The 22129-nt window shown below is 43.7% G+C and carries 20 protein-coding genes; all 20 read left to right on the top strand.

The features are described from left to right. The first annotated feature begins 33 nt into the window (after positions 1 to 33). Complete coding sequence (locus tag U9Q77_09790) at positions 34 to 852, top strand: hypothetical protein (protein MEA3287649.1); 819 nt, start codon at positions 34 to 36, stop codon at positions 850 to 852. Then, positions 849 to 2606, top strand: a complete 1758-nt coding sequence (locus U9Q77_09785) for a hypothetical protein (protein ID MEA3287648.1) — start codon at positions 849 to 851, stop codon at positions 2604 to 2606. Before U9Q77_09790 ends, U9Q77_09785 begins: the two co-directional genes overlap by 4 nt. Before the next feature lie 27 nt (positions 2607 to 2633). Beyond that, positions 2634 to 4166: an N-acetylmuramoyl-L-alanine amidase gene (locus U9Q77_09780; GenBank protein MEA3287647.1), complete on the top strand. Its 1533-nt coding sequence runs from the start codon at positions 2634 to 2636 to the stop codon at positions 4164 to 4166. Beyond that, on the top strand, positions 4163 to 4996 hold the full coding sequence (gene murI, locus U9Q77_09775) for a glutamate racemase (GenBank protein MEA3287646.1): 834 nt from the start codon (positions 4163 to 4165) through the stop codon (positions 4994 to 4996). Before U9Q77_09780 ends, murI begins: the two co-directional genes overlap by 4 nt. 516 nt (positions 4997 to 5512) lie before the next feature. Beyond that, entirely contained in the window at positions 5513 to 6775 is a 1263-nt protein-coding gene (locus U9Q77_09770) for a folylpolyglutamate synthase/dihydrofolate synthase family protein (protein ID MEA3287645.1), read from the top strand. Between the two features lie 244 nt (positions 6776 to 7019). Next, a complete protein-coding gene (gene rho, locus U9Q77_09765; GenBank protein MEA3287644.1) occupies positions 7020 to 8273 on the top strand; it encodes a transcription termination factor Rho in 1254 nt (417 codons plus the stop codon). 190 nt (positions 8274 to 8463) lie between these two features. Further along, positions 8464 to 9651 carry a pyridoxal phosphate-dependent aminotransferase gene (locus U9Q77_09760; protein ID MEA3287643.1) on the top strand — a complete coding sequence of 396 codons (1188 nt, stop codon included), beginning with the start codon at positions 8464 to 8466 and terminating at the stop codon, positions 9649 to 9651. Between the two features lie 18 nt (positions 9652 to 9669). Then, positions 9670 to 9879 (top strand): 50S ribosomal protein L31, encoded by a 210-nt coding sequence (gene rpmE / locus U9Q77_09755; GenBank protein MEA3287642.1) that lies wholly within the window; start codon positions 9670 to 9672, stop codon positions 9877 to 9879. A 22-nt stretch (positions 9880 to 9901) separates the two neighbouring features. After that, positions 9902 to 10894 carry a DUF1385 domain-containing protein gene (locus U9Q77_09750; protein MEA3287641.1) on the top strand — a complete coding sequence of 331 codons (993 nt, stop codon included), beginning with the start codon at positions 9902 to 9904 and terminating at the stop codon, positions 10892 to 10894. Between the two features lie 284 nt (positions 10895 to 11178). After that, positions 11179 to 12243 carry a peptide chain release factor 1 gene (prfA, locus tag U9Q77_09745; protein ID MEA3287640.1) on the top strand — a complete coding sequence of 355 codons (1065 nt, stop codon included), beginning with the start codon at positions 11179 to 11181 and terminating at the stop codon, positions 12241 to 12243. A gap of 54 nt (positions 12244 to 12297) precedes the next feature. Further along, on the top strand, positions 12298 to 12513 hold the full coding sequence (locus tag U9Q77_09740; GenBank protein ID MEA3287639.1) for a hypothetical protein: 216 nt from the start codon (positions 12298 to 12300) through the stop codon (positions 12511 to 12513). 65 nt (positions 12514 to 12578) lie between these two features. Continuing rightward, on the top strand, positions 12579 to 13169 hold the full coding sequence (locus tag U9Q77_09735; protein MEA3287638.1) for a sigma-70 family RNA polymerase sigma factor: 591 nt from the start codon (positions 12579 to 12581) through the stop codon (positions 13167 to 13169). Beyond that, positions 13169 to 13420 (top strand): hypothetical protein, encoded by a 252-nt coding sequence (locus U9Q77_09730; GenBank protein ID MEA3287637.1) that lies wholly within the window; start codon positions 13169 to 13171, stop codon positions 13418 to 13420. Before U9Q77_09735 ends, U9Q77_09730 begins: the two co-directional genes overlap by 1 nt. A 6-nt stretch (positions 13421 to 13426) precedes the next feature. After that, positions 13427 to 13681, top strand: a complete 255-nt coding sequence (locus tag U9Q77_09725; GenBank protein ID MEA3287636.1) for a glutaredoxin domain-containing protein — start codon at positions 13427 to 13429, stop codon at positions 13679 to 13681. Between the two features lie 10 nt (positions 13682 to 13691). Further along, the gene (locus U9Q77_09720) at positions 13692 to 13961 is read left to right on the top strand and encodes a co-chaperone GroES (protein ID MEA3287635.1); all 270 of its coding nucleotides are present in this window, start codon (positions 13692 to 13694) and stop codon (positions 13959 to 13961) included. A gap of 166 nt (positions 13962 to 14127) precedes the next feature. Beyond that, positions 14128 to 15303 carry an ATP-binding protein gene (locus tag U9Q77_09715; GenBank protein ID MEA3287634.1) on the top strand — a complete coding sequence of 392 codons (1176 nt, stop codon included), beginning with the start codon at positions 14128 to 14130 and terminating at the stop codon, positions 15301 to 15303. Between the two features lie 48 nt (positions 15304 to 15351). Further along, the gene (locus U9Q77_09710; GenBank protein ID MEA3287633.1) at positions 15352 to 16413 is read left to right on the top strand and encodes a hypothetical protein; all 1062 of its coding nucleotides are present in this window, start codon (positions 15352 to 15354) and stop codon (positions 16411 to 16413) included. 323 nt (positions 16414 to 16736) lie between these two features. Then, the gene (locus U9Q77_09705) at positions 16737 to 17618 is read left to right on the top strand and encodes a hypothetical protein (GenBank protein MEA3287632.1); all 882 of its coding nucleotides are present in this window, start codon (positions 16737 to 16739) and stop codon (positions 17616 to 17618) included. A 1-nt stretch (position 17619) separates the two neighbouring features. Next, entirely contained in the window at positions 17620 to 19944 is a 2325-nt protein-coding gene (locus U9Q77_09700; GenBank protein ID MEA3287631.1) for a hypothetical protein, read from the top strand. Positions 19945 to 20061: 117 nt separating this feature from the next. Then, positions 20062 to 22129: FG-GAP-like repeat-containing protein (locus tag U9Q77_09695; protein MEA3287630.1), on the top strand; the 2068-nt coding region annotated here is incomplete at its 3' end.

Here is a 22129-nt window from a genome sequence, read left to right as displayed (position 1 = left end):
AACATTCTTCAAAGTTAAAAGTCGGGTAATTTTATGAATCAGTTAAAAAAACTGCTGGTTGTGTGGTATTTGCTGTTTGGCACGATCACAGGAAGTGTTTCGCTTTTTGCGGCATTCGAATTTCAAGGGGTGGGGTGGGCTTCTGCAGCAGCCAATATAAGGGTTGTTGGCGACCCTCATCCGGATCGTCATGTGCTAAATCCAGCACTCTTGAGCAGGGATGTGGTTCCTCGTGCGGGTTTCCAATACTTCAACCCATTTTCAGGGCTGGATATTCACGCAGGATCCATGACCGTTCAAACTCGTATCGGAAAGCTGCCAATGATTGGCGGTTTGAGCTATTTTGGTGATGACAAATATTCAGAATTGATGCTTACAACAGGAACATCCTGGGCACTTAGCCAACAGTTTCGAACGGGGATGAGTCTCAACCTTTTTCAATTGAATATTACGGATATCGCTACCCAACTGGCTATGTCTGTGTCCATCAGTACCAATTTAAAATTAGCTGAGGATCTCCAAATTGGTTCGGTACTTCAGCATATCGTTCAGCATGGAAAAGGGTTAACTGTGCCCCAGAGATTCCATTTTGGAGTTGAGTATGATGGAGGCCAGGTTGTGTTGTTGTTCGCTTTGGAACAAGAGGCCGCCCTGCCACTGGAACTCAATGTTGCCCTGCTAACGTCCTCCCAACGGCATTGGCAATTAGCAGTGGGTTATCGGGATCTCAGTCAAACTGTTTCAGCTGGTTGGCGGCTTGAGTACAAAAATATTGGCATGCATTATTCAACAGTCATGCATCCCGATCTTCCCCTTTCACACGGTTTTGGACTGGAATTGCTCTTCCCATGAGATCTACTCTTTTATGCTTATTATGGTTCGTTGTCTCATGGTCTCAAACAGGTCTTGACCCATCGATAGAGGAACCGGATGACCCTGACGAACAGCAATACGTCAATACCTTACTTAAAAATCTTTTTGATCCGCTTGATATTGAGCTGGCAGATTCCTCCCAATTGCGATCCCGAGGGTTTTCCGGACCAGCTATAGGTCTGATACTGCATTGGCAACAGTCCGGTATCACGACAGCAGGATATAAGCGATTATTGAAAAAATTGAGTGAGACAGACAGTCAGCTGCTCTCCAGGTCAGATCGAGGAAGTCAGCTCTCCACCCAGATCGTTTTACGACAGAAGATCAAGTATAGCACCCCTTTGGCTGGCTGGCGCATTCTCCAAAAAGGACGCGTACGAGGCAGTTGGGGTGACCTGGTTTTTTTAGCTGAGCAGGATCCCGGTGAAGAGCACCTCACTGATCATGCGGTTTTTGCCATTAGTAGTGACAAAGTTCCCGGGTTTGAGAAATTGATCCTGGGCGATTTCCATATATCGTGGGGAAATGGTCTGTTGCTGAATCAAAGTGGAAGTAGAACAGGTTTTACACCTGCAAGTCTGGTGAAACAGCCCCGTCACGTTCTCAGGCCTCACTATTCAACACGGGAACAGAACTATTTCCATGGAATTGCCGGCGAGTGGCAGATAAAAGGTCTGCGAGGCATTGCCTTTGTTTCTAGCCGGAAGGCTCGGGGACAGATTAAAACAGGTGTGTTTAAGGAGGATTCAGACGGGATCCATCCCCAGGGAAAATCCTATGCTGAGCAGAATATTAATGCTGCAGGCCTGGCGGGAATCTATGAATTTAACGATCTGTGTGTGTATTTGGCACTTATGCATGAGTCTCTGAGCGGTAAAAGCATTGGACATGAACTGGGCCTATATTGGCGCATCAGTGCAAAGCAATTCTTGCAAGTGTATGTCGATGATCCCAAGCTCAAAAGTAGTCGTTCCATCAGCAGTTGGTCCTATAGAACCGGTCCTGTTCAACTTTCGATCCAATACAGAAATTACCCACACACTCAATCCGGGAACAGTGGATCGGTTATCTCAATGCTTGGGGCTCAAGCATTAAATGAAAGAGGCTTCTCTACCCGATTGCAGTTCAGACCACGGAGTCATTTGCTGATACGTTACGCATTGGATCGAGGTGCTGCGAGCCAGTTACTGAGGCTGTCAGATTCACGAAGCGTTTGGCAGCACAGAGCACAACTGCAGTATCGGAATACTGAGCAGAAATGGCAGTTAGATTGGAACAATAAAACATCCGGTCCTTTGATTCCTGATGATATTTGGTTTGAAAATACCTCCTCCACAAAGCTTATTAAACTTGGTGTATCCCTGGATCAAAAGATTTCTTCCCAACTGCAATATCGTTTGAATCTTAAGACGGTTTCTCAGTCGTTGGGTAGATCAGTACTCATCCAGCAGCGCATCTTATGGTCTTTACCGAACTGGAAGGGCGCAGTTGGCTTCGCCAAGTATGCAATTCCGGGATACGATCTAAGGATCAGTATTTATGAGTCAGGTCTGCGGGAAAGCTTTAATTTTTTTACAGCTTATGAGACCGGCCAACGTTGGTTTTTGTATCTGAAAAATAATTATTATGGATCAGCTGATCTTGAATTTAGAATAGCCCAAACTCATACTTTTGAGATCGGGGAGCCGGCAAAACAACTTGAGCTAAGTTTTCAGTTGTCCATTGTCTTGTAAAACTCTCCCAACTACTTTCAACGCTATATGATTCGCAATTATACAAAAGTTCTGCTGATTTTCATTTTAATAGCTATTTCATCCTTACACGCGCGTAGAACTGAGCTCATCCTGCAAAAAGCTTCCAATGAACGCTACATTCCAGCTATCCCTGTGTATGTCATTAATCAGTATCAATATATTGAATTACAGGATCTGTTGGATGCCTACAAGATCACGGCTTTTATTAATCCGGCAGTCCGTAAATCAGTTTTTAGGCTGGGTAGTCTAAAATTCAAAGTAACAGCCTATAATCACTATGTCATGGTTGAAGATCGTACTTTTCAGATGGCTCATGGAGTGATCTATTTCGATGGGGATACCTATCTACCCATGTCTGATTTTGTGAAAATACTAAAACAAACTGGGCTGGTCTCAGGGGTTACGCTGCTAACTGGCTCAGACACCGCGCCACTGCAGATTAAAAAAGCTGAAGCGCCCTTGGAGTATTCGCCATTTGATATTGTTTCCTCGAGTATTGAAGAACGCCAGAACGGGACTGTTATTCGTATTCGTACGGCAAATCGCTATGATGCCAAATCAGTTAAAGCCTGGATCAACAGGGATGAGTGGCTCTACGTTACTTTGCCTGGGGCAATTGTAAATAAACCGGGTATTGACCGGACTGCCATCCCCCAAAACAGTACCATCCGCTCAGTTACAGCGGATCAGTTGGATGGTACTTCTCAACTGACCTTTCGTCTGCGAGGGACGGTGGAAGGAGTGGATGTGATCCACCGCGATTCACCACCGGAGATCCTGTTATCGATCAGACGACCCTATGTTATTGATCAGACCCATTATCTGAATCGGGAACGGGCAAAATGGAAACTGGATAAGATCGTGCTGGATGCCGGTCATGGTGGATACGATCCCGGAGCTCGGGGCAATGGTCTTAAGGAAAAGGATGTAACTCTGGATGTGGTCAAGCGTTTGGGGAAATTGATCGAAACCCGTACAGATATCGAAGTTGTTTATACACGTAAAACAGATGTGTTTATTCCACTCTGGGAGCGAACCAAGATTGCCAATGAAGCTGGTGGCAAAGTATTCCTAAGTATTCATGTGAATGCCAATAAGAATAAGCGAGCCTCAGGATTTGAGACTTATTTACTGCGTCCTGGTAAGACGGATGCTGCTGTGGCAGTTGCTGAAATGGAAAATGCCGTTATCAAACTGGAAGAGAAATCAGAACATTACAGCAAATTGAGTGCTGAACAGCTTATTCTGGCAACTATGGCGCAGAGCTCTTTCATGCAGCAAAGTGAAACCTTGGCTGATTTGGTTCAGAGTGAATTTGATAAAAAACTGGTTGGACAAAATAGAGGCGTGAAACAGGCCGGTTTTATTGTCCTCATTGGGGCTTCCATGCCAAATGTGCTGATCGAGCTGGGGTTTATCTCCAACAGAAATGATGCGAAACGTTTGAAGCAGGCGGCTTACCGACAAAAAGCCGCTGAAGCCATCTATAAAGCATTGATGAAATACAAAACACGTCATGAAAAGTTACTCTCTCCATGAAAAATCTAAATCCTGAACAAGCTATTGGAATATTTGATTCAGGTCTGGGGGGAATATCAGTCGTGCGAGCATTGGTCGATCTATTGCCCCATGAACATCTGATCTATTTTGGTGATACAGCACGAGTTCCCTATGGCTCTAAATCAAAAGATACAGTCATCCGGTTTTCGCATCAGATCTCATCATTTATGTTGGAGCAACAGGTCAAAATGATCGTGGTGGCATGTAATACTGCTTCTGCCGTTGCTCTGGATTCCCTGAAACAGAGTTTTGATATTCCCATCGTGGGTGTGATTGAACCTGGTTCGAAAGCTGCTGTCAAGTTTGCACCAAATAAACGAATCGGGGTGATTGGAACCTCAGCAACGATCCGCTCAGGAGCCTATCGATCAGCGATCCGGGAAATCGACCCGGAAGTACAGGTAGCTGATCAGTCATGTCCATTACTGGTGCCGCTGGTTGAAGAGAACTGGCTCAATGATAGCGTGGTTAAACAAGTGATCCAACGCTATTTGAAAACCTTTGAAAATGATAAACCAGATTCTTTGATCCTGGGTTGCACCCATTATCCCTATCTGAAAGTTGCCATCCAGGAAGTTATTGGAGACGATGTCCAGCTGGTAGATTCCGGTGAGGAAACTGCTGCTGAAGTACAGCGTGTGTTGGCTGAGATGGAGCTGTTGAATTCTGAAAGGATTGATCCGGGTAAACACAAGTTTTATGTATCTGATTTCCCCCAAAAATTTGAAGAAACTGCCTCACGTTTCCTGGGTCGGCCATTGGAAAATCTATTTAAGATCGAGTTGGAAGTGCTGGAAGCCTACAAATAGGGGCTAAAAAAATAGATAAAACCACGGATTTCACAGATGACCCAGATTGTTAACGGCAGATAGTATGAAACAATTCCTGCAAGATATTTAAATGGTGAAAATTAACCTCCTGGGAAATGTGAGATATATTTCATCGGTGCCCAGTAAGCCATATCCTTATACTTGTTCCCCGTGCGCCCACAGGAGAGGTTAAGAACGAACCTCTCAACTGAAATGGATAATATTCTCTTTTATGTGCCATTTAACACTGACGCCCTCGCAAAAAGTCCCTCTCGCCCGCCTGCGTATAACTTCGTGCGGGCAGGCAGAGCGCGCAGAGCGTTGTATTGAGTTCATCGAAATGACGCGATGTGTTGATATATATGGTTTTAAGCTTATTCACTATATGCGGTTGTATTTAATGGTTTTAGGGCACATTTTATGAATTCTCAGATACTTTTTGCGGTTTCGTCAACACTGAAACCTTCAATCCGTGAAATCAGTGTGATCCGTGGTTAGAATGATATCTTGGAAACTATGAGTTCTGATACTCAATCGATTTTTGACTACATCTTCGGGCTAACCTTTCCCGGGGTTAAGCTGGAGTTATCCAGAGTAGAGCGCTTTATGGAGATTCTGGGGAAACCAACCGCAGGTTACCCGGTCATTCATATTGCAGGGACCAATGGTAAGGGTTCTACGGCAGCCATGCTGGCATCCATTCTGAATTCCTACGGGCTGAAAACGGGACTATTTACATCACCGCACCTGGTAAAACCAAATGAACGCATCAGGATCGGAGACACCCTCGTTCCCGATGCATTTATTATCGAGAAAGTTGAAGCATGGCGTCCTCACATTGATGCTCTGGGGATCACTTTCTTTGAAGTGTTGACAGCCTTGGGGATGGTCTATTTCAATGAGCAAAGGGTGGACTACGCGGTCTTTGAGACTGGACTTGGGGGACGGCTTGATGCTACAAATGTAGTGGATCCAGTGGTGAGTATTATTACAGCAATATCCATGGATCATGAGAATATCCTGGGGGACACTATCGAGTTGATCGCCGCTGAAAAAGCAGGAATCATAAAACGGGAAAGACCCCTGATCCTGGGTAAGAATTCGCCCACCGTTCGCCGGATCATGGAAACCGCAAGCCGGAAAAAAAACGCATCCTATAATTATGTGCCTGATGTAGCTAAAATTAAAAAACTTACCGTTAAAGGAACCTCACAAAGCGTCAAGATCTCCCTGGCTGGTCAAACGATTGAGTCCACGCTCTCGTTGCTGGGCTTACACCAGGCTGAGAATTTCAGCAATGTGCTGGTCACTTTGCTTCAGCTAGGGTTTGACCTGAATTCGAAAAAAATCCAAATGGGATTGGATGATCTGCAATGGCATGGTCGGATTCAGTCTCTGCAGATTCAGCCTCTGGTGCTCTATGATGTGGCCCATAATCGAGAGGGTTTGGATCGTTTGCTGGAATCACTTAGACAAGCAGCCCTGGGAAGTTCCATATTAATTGCCGCATTTAATGCCCGAAAGAATATTGTAGAATTGCTGAAGCTCCTTGAAAGTTGGACAGGACCAGTATTGTTTACCGCTTTTAAAGGACATTCAGCTGTGGGAGCCGATGAGCTGATCAAGTTGGGAGTTGCCCCGGCACTGATCCATCCCGATCCGAAAAAAGCTTATGTGAGTGCACTCAAATTACGCAATAGCGATGATCAGGCGATCTGTTTTTTTGGTAGTCATTATCTGGCAGAAGCACTTTTTGAACTCTTTGGCGTGGAAGGCTGACCTGCAAACAGAGAGTTTTATTAAGGGCGCGATATATTTGGAACTGAATGCAGAATTATAGTGCGTTTCTGACATATATCACACCAGAATAATAAATAAGGTTTTTAATTGACAAGGTATAGGTCGGGTTTAAATTCATATTGCTATTCATAAACTGAATTGCCGATCTAAACTCCCGACAACACTATTTTTTTTGCAACAGACATAATCATAATATTAATTACAGAAGAACAGGTTTATTTCAATGAGTTATACTATTAGCCAGCTTCAAAAGATGAAGTTGAAAGAATTGTCCGATATCGCCCAGGAACTTGCTGTTCCAGTAGTTACTGGTCAAAAGAAGATGGATCTGGTGGAAGCCATCATCGAAGCCCAAACCGAGAGTGCCGGAATGATGTTCTCCAAGGGTGTCCTGGAGATTCTACCGGATGGATATGGATTCTTGAGAGATGCTGATAACAATTATCTGGCAGGTGCTCACGATATCTATGTTTCCCCATCTCAGATCAAACGGTTTGTCCTGCGCACGGGTCAGATCATTTGGGGTCAGGTTCGACCACCCAAGGACAATGAACGCTATTTTGCACTACTAAAGGTCGAGGCAATCAATTATCAGGACCCTGAAGAGGGTCGTGTTGTGCCTCAATTCGACACTTTAATTCCACTTTATGCAGATAATAAGCTAACTCTGGAAAGAGGTCCCAAAAGCTACTCCATGCGTGTTATGGATCTTCTGAGTCCCATTGGTAAGGGGCAACGTGGGCTAATTGTTGCCCAACCAAAGACCGGTAAAACCATTTTACTTCAGGATATTGCAAATTCGATCACTCGAAATCATCCTGATGTGATCCTTATCGTGCTGTTGATTGATGAGCGACCTGAAGAAGTGACTGATATGCGTCGTATGGTTGATGCTGAAGTGATCGCCTCAACTTTTGATGAGCCACCAGAGCGACATGTTCAAGTAGCTGATATGGTTTTGAACAAAGCCAAGTGCCTGGTTGAATTTGGAAAAGACGTTGTTATTCTCTTGGATAGTCTGACTCGTCTCGCACGCGCCCACAACGCAGTCATCCCTCACAGTGGCAAGATTCTGTCAGGTGGTATTGATTCAAATGCTCTGCATCGTCCCAAGCGCTTCTTCGGAGCAGCCCGTAACGTTGAACATGGCGGTAGTTTAACTATTATGGCCACAGCTTTGATCGAGACCGGCTCGCGTATGGATGATGTGATCTTTGAGGAGTTCAAGGGAACTGGCAATATGGAATTAGTTCTGGATCGTCGTCTGAGTGATCGTCGGATCTATCCTGCTATCGATATTAACCGATCGGGTACTCGTAAAGAGGAATTGCTGCTTAGTAAGGCAGAGCTATCCAGAACCTGGATATTGAGAAAGTTGCTCAATGAAATGACACCGGTTGAGGCTATGGAATTCCTCCTGGAGCGGATGCAGCGGTCTGGGACCAACAAGGAATTTATTCGCTCAATGAACTCATAATTCATACCTGTTTGTTATTGTTGTAGAGACCGATCTCAGATCAATCTCTACAACAATACCCTTCTCAAAAATCTATGCACCCTCCCGATTTTCGCACTCATAATTCGTAATTCCAAATCCGTAATTTATATTGCTAAGACAGGGGGTCCGCCGATATATTGCGCGGCTTTTTAAGGAGAGAGGAAAAGAAATGACATTTGCCAAAAGAATCAACGCCTTACAACCCTCAGCCACCATGGCTGTAATTGAAGCTGCAGCCCGTCTTCGCGAACAAGGAGTGGATGTTATTTCCTTTGGTGCCGGAGAACCTGATTTTGATACACCTGAGCATATTATTGCTTCTGCAAATAGAGCTCTAGCTGAAGGAAAAACACGCTACACGCCAGGCTCAGGAACCAGTACCCTAAAACAAGCCATTGCAAAAAAAATGAAACAAGACAATGGTCTTGAATATGAGCCAGGTCAGATTGTGGTCTCAAATGGTGGAAAACACTCACTGTTCAATATTATGATGAGCCTCTTTGAAGCAGGGGATGAAGTGATTATTCTGACACCGTATTGGGTGACCTACCCTGAAGTTGTCAAACTGAGCGGGGCAGAACCGGTTTATGTGGAAACCCATGAGCGTGATGGTTTTCAGATTACTCGTGAGCAGCTTCTATCTGGTGTAACGGGGAATACCAAAGGGATGATAATTAACACACCATCCAATCCCAGCGGTGCCGTGCTTAATCGAGCCAGCTTGCAGGCAATCGTAGATGTTGCCAATGAGCATGACCTTTGGATCATTAGCGATGAATGCTATGAAGCCCTGGTCTATGAAGGCGAACATATCAGTCTGGCCGGGTTTGAAGGTGCCTATGAAAGGACTATCACAGTTCAGACCATGTCCAAGGCATTTGCAATGACTGGTTGGCGTATTGGATATGCGGCCTCAACCCCTGCACTGGCCAGCGCTATGGGGAAATTTCAGGGCCAGGCTACCGGCTGCCCCAACTCCATCGCCCAGTATGCTTCTGAAACAGCTCTCACTGAAGAACCTGTTTTTCTGGATGGCTGGCGGAAACAATTTTTAGAACGTCGTAACTATATGGTTAAGGCTTTAAATGATATGCCCGGTATGACCTGTCTTATGCCAGAGGGAGCTTTCTATGCTTTTCCGAAAGTCTCTGATCTGTTTGGGAAAAAAGCAGGCGATGTTATCATTGAAAATGACATGGATCTGACAAAATATTTATTGGATGTTGCTCATGTTACAGTGGTTCCAGGCTCAGCTTTTGGTGCCGCAGAGCATATTAGATTGTCCTATGCAACATCTTTGGACGCAATTAAAACCGGCCTGGACAGATTTGCCAGTGCCGTCGCTAAATTGAATTGATAAAGGAGTTATTATAAAATGAAACCAGGAATCCATCCTAAATACAAATTGAATAAAGTGGTTTGTGCCTGTGGGAATTCTTTTGAGACATTTACCACAGTAGGTGATCTGCATCTTGAAATTTGCAACGAGTGTCATCCATACTTTACCGGCAAGCAGAAATTGCTCGATACGGCTGGTCGGATCGACAAATTCCGTAAGAAATACGGCACTGCCAAAGCTAAATAGATCATTTCTGAAAGCTGAATTGATGACAAAGCGCAAATATCGCGTTCTGCTTCACGCATTTCTCGCGGCACAGCAAACCATTCTGGTTGGTGGTCAAGCCATCATCGAAGGAGTTATGATGCGTGTACCGGGAGCCTATGCTATCGCAGTTAGAAATCCTCAGGGAGAGATCATAACTCGTCGGACTGAGTTTACATCGCTTATTGAGAAATATGCTTTACTGAAAAAACCGGTAATTCGAGGGATGATCGCCTTGTTCGAGTCCATGAAAATGGGCGTGGGAACGCTGAATGAATCAGCTGAAATCGCTTACGAGGAAGAAGCTGACAAAGAACCAGGTTTTAAGGATAAGCTACTTTCCTTTCTGGGGACCATACTGGCTCTGAGCATTGGTCTGGGTCTGTTTTTTGTGACCCCTCTATTTGTAACCGGGAATCTGTTACATCTGTCTGAAACTGCGTTCACCTTCAATATCGTTTCTGGTGTGATTCGTATCGCCCTGTTTTTGGCGTATTTGTGGGGTATCTCCCTCATGGATGATGTAAAACGACTCTTCCAGTATCACGGTGCTGAACATAAGACCGTGTACACTTTTGAAGCCGGTAAAAAGTTGGATTTGGAATCAGCCAGGCCTTTTCAGACCCAACATCCCAGATGCGGTACCAGCTTTATTTTTATCGTGCTTTTAGCATCCATTATCATGTTTGCTCTCATTGACAGTGTGGTGAAGTTATTTGTTGGTGAGATGAACCTGGAGATACGTCTGTTGACCCACCTGCCTTTGATCCCTCTGGTAGCTGGTGTATCCTACGAAGTTCTGAAATTGACTGCCAAATATCGTCATATTGCCTGGGTTCGGGCCTTAGCTGCCCCCGGGATATGGCTACAGTATATTACGACGAGTGAACCAGACGATGACCAACTGTCGGTTGCCCTGGAATCATTAAAGTTCGCCTTCGGTGAGGATATGGAAAAACACCATGGCCAAACCTATGTTGCTGAAGCTATTGATTGATAACAGAAAATAAGAATTGTGCAGAAAATATTAAACTGGCGGCAGATAGTCGTACGAAACCAACGTCCGTCATCCCGAGCGGAGTCGAGAGATATAAACCTCTCGAGGAAAATATTCGAAAACAGAATATTGCGACTAACATCCGCTGCGGTAATAGCTATCACTCAGAAAACAGTTCGGGAGATAGCTATGACTTCTAAGCTGATCAAACCTTTGCCATTTTTGGTATCCGTGACAAAAACTTGCGAAGCCGAGTGGCTAAAAATTGAGTTGCAGGTCATCTAATGCTGCTTGACAAACTTCCCGCATTACAGGAAAAATATACAGGTCTGGAAACTCAGCTATCTGATCCAGAACTCATGGCCAATAATCGTGAATATGCGAAAGTTGCCCGTGAGCACAATGACCTGACCCGCGTGCTGGAAGCATTTAAGCGATATGAATTGCTCGTTGAAAATATTGAGGAAGATCAATCTATCCTTCAGGGTGACGATGACGAGCTGAAGGAGATCGTTAGAGAAGAATTAGATGGTTTGCTCGAAGATCAGGTAAAATTGGAAGATGAGCTGAAAATACTGCTTATTCCTACTGATCCAGCTGATGATGGGGCTGCCATCCTGGAAATTAGAGCTGGAGCTGGTGGAGATGAGGCAGCTCTATTTGCATCAGATCTCATGCGTATGTATTTGCGTTATGCTGAGAACAACGGTTGGAAACATGAATTTATCACCCTTAGTGAAATCGGGGTGGGCGGAACCAAAGAAGCCATCATCCAGATTACCGGAGAGCTTGCTTATGGCAAACTGAAGTTTGAGAGTGGTGTTCATCGGGTTCAGCGGGTTCCGCAAACAGAGTCCAGCGGCCGCATCCATACATCCGCTGCCACTGTGGCAGTATTACCGGAAGCCGAAGAAGTTGATGTTGAGATCAATACCTCAGATCTTAGGATCGATACTTTTCGGGCCAGTGGAGCCGGGGGTCAGCATGTAAATAAAACTGAATCCGCCATTCGTATTACACATATGCCCACGGGTATGGTTGTCTCATGTCAGGATGAATCCTCCCAGCATAAGAATAAAGAAAAAGCGATGAAGGTTCTACGAGCCAGAATGCTGGCGAATGAGCGTGAAAAGCAAAACAGTAAAGTGGCTGCCATGCGCAAAACCCTGGTGTCCAGCGGTGACCGGAGTGCCAAGATCCGTACCTATAATTACCCCCAGGGACGAGTAACTGATCACCGTATAAATTTGACTTTATACCGCTTGGAAGAAATTACCAATGGAGATCTTTCGGAACTCCACAACAAACTGGTAGCAGCCGAGATGATCAATCGGCTGGAGTCACTTTGAGTAAAGTTCCCACCCGTTCTATGCGTACCTGGCGTAAATTTCATCGATACACTTTTGGTTACAGCAAGTGGATCGGGTCGCAAGGTGGATTTTGAGGGGCTTTTGATCGCTGAGAAGATCAATAAACCATTGGGATCACACGATGGTTGTGCTGAAGGTGGTGATCACGGTGGTGAAGCCGGTTGTGAAAATGAGCGAGCTGAAAAAACTGCAAATACGACTGCTGAGATGCGCTACACCATGGTCTCAACCGGTCTGGTCCTGCTTTAAAGCTTTTTATCATCATGAAATGTACTGTAACGTCTGAATAGGAACTGCATCCAATTAATCGTGAATTGAAAAGTGAAGAGACGCCGGAGCTGATCCAGGCAGCCCGTGAGGGAGATCGGAAAGCACAGTCACAGCTGGTGACTATGTACTCTGCTCGACTTTATAATTTGGGTTTGCGAATGCTGCGTAATAATGAGGATGCTGAGGATATGCTTCAGGAAACCTTCATTACAGCATTTCAAAAGATCAACGCGTTTAAAGGTAAGTCCAGTTTTTACACCTGGATCTACCGCATTGGTGTGAACACCGCTCTCGGCAAATTGCGAAAGCAATCCAGAATGAAGATCTCCTATTCAATTCAGGAGCCTGATTTCGAGAATCTCCACGGTCTGGATATTTCAGATTGGCCGGAGTATATTGAGACCAAGGTTACTGACGAGGAGTTCAAGTTTGCCCTGAAAGTGGGTTTGGATGATCTGGACGAAAAGTATCGTTCGGTTTTTGTCCTTCGTGACCTGGAGGGGTTATCCACAGCTAAAACTGCGGAGATGCTGGATCTTTCTGAAAGTAATGTGAAGGTGCGACTCATGCGGGCCAGGCTTTTTCTGCGAGACAGTATGGGTAGCTTTCTAAAACGTGAAGGTTGGCTGGTATAGTGAAACCACAACATGATGTAGAGCTGCAAAAAAAGATTTGCCTGGATTTCGGTGCAGATATCGGCTCTGAATTGTGTCAGGAGGTTGGTTCTCTCATGGAGGAATGTCCTGAATGTAAGGTTTACTACGACACCATGCAGCGTTCCGTGAAATTATATCGGGTAGTGGAAGATGAGTGTGAACTTCCTGATGCCGTATCTGAACGCCTCTTCAAAGTTTTGAATTTAAATGAATTGAAGAAGGACGCATAAAGAGTTATGGTAACTACAACTGCCCAAACAAAAAAAGTGATCATGTTTTCGACACCGACTTGTTCGCATTGTACAACAGCAAAACGTTATTTGCGTGAGAAGGGAATCAAATTCAAAGAAATTGACGTGAGCAGAAATCAAAAGGCTGCTCAGGACATGGTAAGAAAGACCGGACAGCAGGGGGTTCCACAGATATGGATCAATAATCGCCCTGTGGTCGGTTTCGATAGAAATAAAATCAATAGTTTATTAGGTTTATAGGAGAAAGAAAATGAAAATTCAACCTTTAGATGATCGTGTTTTAGTTGTACCAGCTGATGAGGAAGAGACCACTGCTTCAGGACTAATTATTCCTGACACAGCCAAAGAAAAACCTCGTCGGGGAACCGTTGCCGCTGTCGGTAATGATGAAGACCTCATGGAATTGATCAGTGAGGGTGATGTTATCCTCTATGGTAAATATGCCGGCGATGAGCTGTCATATGATGGCAATGATTATCTGATTCTTAACCGGGGTGATATCCTGGCCAAGCTCAGCTAATTACGTTCCACAGATGTATTTAAAAAGGGAGTCTTCGGGCTCCCTTTTTTTACATAAACCTGTTTTCAAGCGGTGAAACCGCTCAAACAGGTTTAGCCCATAAACAATATAACGCATATTATGAATATCATTTGCATAATATGCGGGATAATATTATAATTGCTCCATGAAACCACCGTATAAACGTTATTGTGAGCTTGAGATTTCAAATTTGTGCTCCTATTTCCCGGTAGTTGGGCTAATTGGAGCCAGACAAGTTGGCAAAACAACGCTATGTAAAATGATTCAGACCAGAACAGGTAAACAAACTCATTACCTTGACCTGGAATTAAATTCCGATTTGAATAAACTTGGAAGAGCAGAACTGTATCTTAGCAGATTTAAAAATCAGTGCGTCATTATTGACGAGATTCAACGTAAACCGGAGCTGTTCCCTTTATTGAGAGCACTAGTGGATCAAACTGGTGATAGCTGCCAGTTTATCATTACAGGTTCAGCATCTCCAGATTTGATTCAGCAAAGTACAGAGAGTCTTGCCGGGAGGATTGCCTATGTCGTTATTCACCCCTTCGCGGACCAAGAACTCCCGCCTTTCATATCACTTGAATCTCATTGGTTCAGAGGGGGATTCCCAAAAGCTCTGTTTGCACCGAATGATAATCTGGCTCAGAAGTGGATCGCAAATTTTGTGACGAGCTATTTAGAAAGAGATTTAAGACTATTGGGGCTCTCCGCAGAGCCGCTTCTACTTCGACGATTATGGATGATGTTGGCTCATACTCACGGTAATATTATAAAATTTTCAGCATTGTCATCGTCACTGGGCATTTCTATAAATACGGTTCGAAGATATGTCGACTTTTTTGAACAGGCATTTTTAATCAGAAGGTTAAATCCGCATTTTTCAAATTTCAAAAAGAAGTTGGTCAAATCTCCAAAATTTTTTTTACAAGATAGTGGCATTCTTCATCAGCTGCTCAGTATCGGGTCTTTAGAAGAGCTGTTTGGTCACCCTTCAATGGGGAATTCATGGGAAGGGTATTGCATTTCTCAGATAATGGGAGTCGTACAGAACCACTATGAAGCCGCCTTTTATAGAACTCATGATGGGGCAGAGTGCGATTTAGTATTATCCAGGAGTGGATCAGTAAAGTATGCATTAGAGTTTAAATTCTCAGATTCACCAACACTGACTAAAGGAAATACAGAGGCGTTTAAAAGCATCGAATCAAAAGAGAATTATGTTGTTGTACCAAAGGGGGAAAGTTATCAGCTTAATGAAATGGTCAGAGTTATTAATATTCACAACTTTATTTCATCCCTACTCATAGAAAGAGAGTGATTGCGGGTGCTGAACACGAACCAACTCCTACGTTTAATTCTAAAAATCTTGAAATCTGATCTATCACAATCAGAACTGAATCTCTATATCCGGTACTGTGCATCACTATCAACAGCTTATCTATTCTCCAGGAGAAAAGCAGGCAAGCTGGGTTCTGAATATGATAGAGCTGATGAAGCTAAGATGCAGCAGCTTGCGCTGGATTCAATTGCCGAGTTGTTTGCCCGGGATGACAAGGGCATATTTTATAAACTGATCCAATATTTTGAGCCCCTTCAGGATCAAATCAAGGCTGATGAGGATGAAGCCCTATTCATGACCAGACGGCTGGTTGTGGCCCATACCAAACAGTCCCTGGCTAGAGCATTTCAGCAAAATGATCCATCTGGTGCCCGGATATATCGCAATCTGTCATTGGTTCATAAGCGAGATCCGGAAATCAAATTGGCTAAGCATTGGGATGAAGATTATTTCTATCTACAAAATGAATCTGGTAAAACAGTATTTCCTGACGATTTTAACCCATCAAAACCAGAGATAGTTTGGGACAATGCTTTATTCATGCTTGAAAATAGCAGAAAAGACCATGACACACTCCCTGGTATTGTGCGAGATTTTTTGAGCGAACTAAAACAAGAAGACGATCATCGGCACTTTATATCTCGTAGTGATCTTTACAAATTATTGAAATACCTCATGGGTCTTAAAACCTTATCCTTTGAAACTGAATATGCTGGTTCAACTCTAGAAAACTCTGAGAATTATGAAATATCCCAAACAGATCAGGAGGTTTATACGGACCGCATAAAAACCTTCTTCCGCTATGAGATAAACCAGCGTTTTGTTGAGAAATCCAAAATAGATCAAAATGAGGCAAACATTTATACTGAGATTCTTGATCAATACTTTGAAGATCTGCTCATGGATGGCTACGCTGGAAAACTGCCGGAATACAAGGTCAACTCCGGATTTAGTGAAATGAAATCGGCGATATGGAAAATTCACCGAGGCCGTCTGGAATACCTGATCAAGCTGGGTAAAAAAGAGCTGCAACATCAATATGAACACGATTTTCCGAATACTGAGCCAATGAGGATAGAGGATCAATGATGGCAATAAGAAAATATATCTCGCCCCGATGTTACAATCGGGGCAGTCAGAGCACGCAGAGCGTTGCATTGAGCCCTTCGGCTAAGCTCAGGAACCACCTGTCAAAATGGCGCAGAGTTTTTTATAGGTTGATGATAAGTATAACAGGCAGAAGTCATATGGTAAAGACAAGGCACTGCTTTGACTCTCTATCTGATCCTGCACCGAGGCATAGAACGCAATGAAGATCAATAGAGTGGTAAACATTGTAACGACAAGGCACTGCCTTGTCTCTCTAAGAGATATACTCCTCAACCTTGGTATTGATAATCTAGGCATCAACAATGAGTAGCTGCATAACGATAAGTCTGCTAGAAAAATCAGCTCTGAATAAGCTGCGCAATATGCCGGTTCCTGTAAATATCCAACAACACCTGGATCAATGCAGCTTCTGTACAGAACAGTATGAAAACCTATTGGAGCAATTTCGACAAGCTGACGAACAGTTTATCAGCATACCAAAACAAATGATTGATACACTTGCCACTTCAAAGGCAGGTGGATCTGAAAATAAGTTTTGTATCATTGCAGGCTACCGGGAGGAAAATGATACAGCGAAAAAACAGTTTCCGCGGATACAAATGCGGGCGGGTGATACGTCAAGCCCAGACCCTCAAACGCGGTATCAGAACCATGGTGTACTAAGCGCTGATGATGGTGCTATACTAATCCGGATCATCGAAGATATTCAGACCCAGGATATCTCCCTGCATCTCATTGCAGATGATGACCAAAAAGTAAAAAATGTACCAGTGACCATAACGCCGGGTCAACGCGAACTAATCACAGATCAATTTGGTCGTATCAATCTAGGTTCCCTTGAATTACCTCAGACGAAGGATCTCAAAGTTACGATTCACACCCCTCGAGCTGAGTTTGATCTCTCTATTCTGGAAATGAAATGGAGGGAGCGTATCGGACAGGGTGAAATCCTGGTAGAAAATCAGTGTAATGAACATATCTATGTGGAATTCCAACCAGAAGGGGAGACCTATAAGCTTGTGCTACGGCTTGACACATCACAAATAGCAGAGGGGAAGCAGAAGGTCCAAATAATTGCTGAAAAAGAGAGCCAACCCTCCAGAATTGGTGAGGTTACCAGAGGTGTTGCTGTTTTTCATGATGTAAAGCCTGATCAGCAAATACGCGTCATTATTTTTGGGTGAGATGAATCAGAATATTCCACTCCGCGAGATCGAGGAGAAATTCAAGGAATTACAGTATTATCTTAGCAGTGGGATATCTGCCAGGCTTAAACTTAGCATCCTCTACAGCTTTTTAAGCATGATTGACCAACAATCATCACCCCATCGCTTCTATTCATATTTTCAGGAGGTCCAGGAGCAGATCCCTGAACTTCTCCAAGTAGATGTGCTGAAGTTTCGCTCCAATGAGTTTCTAGACCGATTGCAGCATTACCTCCAGATGATGGAGGATACGGGTATTGAAATTGAGAGCAATCAAGTATCAGGCAAATCTCAAGAAGAACAGGGTGGAACGAGTGGTTTTTCCAGTGATACTGTATGGATCCCCCTCGTGGAGCAGGAACAGACCCAGGGGTTTGGACTTATCCGGAATGCTACGATTCAGCCTTTGACCGTTCAGGTCGAGCTGCGTCGGAGTGATGCTGATAACGACTTGATTCTCTTCAACAATTATCCTGTCAATATGGGTGACCCTTTTTACAATCAGGCTCTGGATGCAGTGGGTGCTGCTAAAAAGCAGTTAAAGATTCGCAGGACAGGCAACATTCCAAAATTTCGAGTCATGTTTGGATTCGCTGATAAAGAGTATTTCTACACAGGTGAATCATTTGGTTTGGGGATGAGCCTGGCAGTGTTAGCTCAGATGGAAAAGGCAACCATTCAACGCACCCAGCATCAAATTAGCCAAAATGCAGTCATTACAGGTGGGATTGATGTCAATGGCCAGGTCAGGGGTGTTTCTGAGCAGAGTTTACCTGCTAAGATTGAGGCTTTTTATTGTTCTCCCTTTCAGATCTTTGTTCATCCGGAAATCAATTCTGATGTCATTAAAGTTTCCTTAAATAAATTATCCACAATTAGTCATCCTGAGAGCAACGAAGGATCTCGATCCTCAGTCACCACCCCCAATAGTGAAACTCTCGACATCAACTCAGAAACCCACCCTTCGAGTGACCTCAGGGACCACCCTTCGAGTGACCTCAGGGACCACCCTTCGAGTGACCTCAGGGACCGCCCTTCCATACTCCCTACGGGAACTCACCCTTCGATACTCCCTCCGGGAACTCAGGGTTCAGACATTCAAACATCCCAACCCCCAAACCTCCAAACCTCCCACTTGTCACGGTGTAGCCTGGCGGAGACGGAACTCTCAAACCTCCTAACCTCTCAACGTGTCACCCAAAAACAAATCATCACTCTCAAGCAGTGGTCCCAAGCCCACATCCGCCGTAATCAGGTCATGAGGTATGCGGCAGCTATACTGTTAATCGCAGGGATTGGGTGGGGGAGTTGGTGGTTTACGCGGGATTTGAATCCGGTTAATTTAACAATCGAAGGTGTCTCGGTTGTTGCAAGGAATAGTAGCGGGAAAGCCCTTTGGTACCATCAAATGTTTAGCGATGAACTATTGGGCTCCACAGATAGAGAACTTACTGAAAATTTTGATAAGGAAATTCATTTTGACGTTCAAGATATTGATGGCGATGGACTAAATGAAGTTTTGTTCGCGGTTGAAACTAGAGAAATTCCATTATCTGGGTTAGTCAGTCTCATTGACAATAAAGGAAAAATCAAATGGGAAAAGAATGTGAACCATGCAATAAAGTTTGGGCCGTATACATATGAACCACCATATAACATAATATCACTAGCCTTTCTGAAGGGCAAGGATCAGCAATATTCAATCGTGGTAGGTCAAAAACATTGGCAATACTTCCCAGCTGTGCTCACAAAGTTGAATTTAAATGGGGAGAATGTGCAAGAGTACACACATGCTGGCCATTTTAATACGATTCAATTTCATGACGTCGATGGGGATTCATTTAAGGAGATTATCTTTGCGGGTACACATAATGGGTTTGACAGGGAGCCAGTAGTGGGCGTCATATCCGGAGAAAATTTAAGTGGAAGTGATCCTTTAACTCATAGGTATTCTTCCATGAACGAAAAAAAAATTGCTGAACATATGTATTATTTGCGATTCCCTTCACTGTCATGGATTCCTTTGGAGAAAAGAAGTGCTCATTTTACTGTGTACAGCGTAACTATCGAGTCAAATAATTTGTATAAAATTTACGTGGGGAATGCTAGCTCGCGTCAATATGCTATTTACACACTAAATGAGAACTTTAAATTAGTCAATTCCAGCATCCCTGATATAACCACAGATGCTTACTACGCCTATCATGGAAAATCAATTTACACGGATTTCTCAGCAGATTCAATTGAGAGTCTGCTTAACCCAATTCAATATTATCAGGATGGCGAATGGCGGACTAATTATTGAGAATCTGCCCAAACAGTAACTTAGGCTAAAATCATAACATTATTTCCGATAGTTTTTTGATTTCTTCCCCAATGCTGATAGACAAAAGAAAATTTATCAATCATAAGGAGGAATGAAATGTCATTGAGAGAAATTGTTTTACTTTTTTTGCTAATGGGGACTTCAATTGCCTTTTGTCAGGAATTTCAGGTATCTGAGGAGCTAATTGTTGGCAGTGGACCCAGAGCGGTTAATACCGCTGATCTTAATGGTGATAATCAATTGGATATCATAGTTAGTAATGGAACTGACAACACAATTTCAATAATTCTATCAGAGGTGGGTTCAGGATTGTTGATTTCAGAAACATATAACACTGGAAATTCTCCATCAGGAATTGCATGTGGGGATCTCGATTTCGATGGAGATATCGATCTGGCAGTTTCAAATCAGTCGTCAAACAGTGTATCGGTGTTTGAAAATAATGGGGATGGTTCCTTCCTTGGGCAGGTGGTATATGATGTTGGAATCCAAGTACAAGGATGTTTAATGGCGGATCTTGATCAAGATGGCGATCTTGACATCGCAACCGTACAAAGTTCATCTAATAATGTGTCCATCCTGTTAAATCAGGGGGATGGTATATTTTCCAATGCGATCCATCATCCTGTTTATGGAAGTAACTATTCCATTGTTGCTGATGACCTGGATGGTAATGGATTATTAGACATAATTACTTCAAATGGCAGCTCAAACTATGTTTGTGTCCTCTATGGCCTGGGTGATGGCGATTTCGCATCCTCAATAACAATGAGCGTAGGCGATGGTAGCTATAATGTTGAAGTTGGTGACCTTAACCAAGATGGATTACCTGATATTGTCACATCTAATCATCGAGGCAACTCATTTTCAATCCTTAATAACCTGGGGGGGCAGACATATGATCCAGTTGAACATTTTCCAGGAGTGGAATCGTCGTGGGGTGTTGACCTGGGTGATGTGAACGGGGATGGCTTGCTTGACCTGGCTGTTGTGAGTCGAACTATGAATAGTGTCTCAATATTTCAGAATACGGTAGCAGGAGAATTCATTTCTGGTGGTACATATGACGTTGGAGATGATCCAAAATTTGTATGTTTTGCAGATATTAATAATGATGATCATCTGGATATGGTGGTAACTAATGAGGGCTCAAATTCTATCTCAATACTTTACCAACGGCCCCAGGTCAATGTTGTTGTTGAAAATGTTAATGCAAGGGTAGGTACTTCAGTTAATTTACCTGTCTTGGCAGAAATCAATCGTGGCCGCGCCGCCGAACTCAACTTCTCCGCCTACACAGAAGGCCTCGAATTCATCGGCATCGACACAATCGGCACCATGATCGGTGGTATAGACTGGACCTGGGCAGTAAACGAATCAGGCAGTGTGTTACAAACTGCTTTTGCTGGCTCAGATGAGATCACTGGTGAGGGTGTGTTCTGCTATCTGGAATTTCTGGTAACGGGTGCGGTTTGTACTACGGTTCCCGTGAACTGTGACTATGCCCTGTTCAATGATGTGGAAGTCACAGATATTACCAATGGCTCAGTCTATATTGAGCCCATACCAGACTATGGTGATGTAGATGAGAATGGTTTTATCCAAGCTCTTGATGCGTCTGATATCTTACTCTATGCAATTGATTCATTAGAACTTGATTGTCAAGCCTGGGCAAATGCCAATGTCTATCTTGATTCAGTTGTTGATCCTCTGGATGCCTCGGTTATTCTGCAATTTGTAGTTGATAGTATTGATTCTTTACCTGCAATCCCGGGTGTACCTGAGCTATTAGCTGGTGGTACTTTGGATATCGACGAAACAGTTCAAGCAGAAGTTCAAAATACTATCGGAATTCCAATCAGGATAACAAATGGTGAAAATATCTTTTCCCATGATTTCACTCTGACATTTGATCCAGATGTTCTTGCACCCCGAGAGACAAATTTCATCGAATATCCAGAAAATATTATTGGATTTGGGGCAAGACACAGAATTGAAGGGAATACCATCAAGCTTGCAGCAGCCAGTGGAACTTCAAACATGATTGATGGACTATTTGCTACATTGAATTTTGATGTCATCGCAAATGAGTCTGGACAAACCGAAGTAATTCTGGAATCATTTGGATTAAACTCAAACCTGGAAAGCTCGCCAGTAACAATTA

Source organism: Candidatus Neomarinimicrobiota bacterium (genome assembly GCA_034716895.1).
GTDB lineage: Bacteria > Fidelibacterota > UBA8477 > UBA8477 > JABMPR01 > JABMPR01.
Note: the sequence above shows the minus strand (reverse complement) of the source record. Positions and strands in the feature narration are given on the sequence as shown.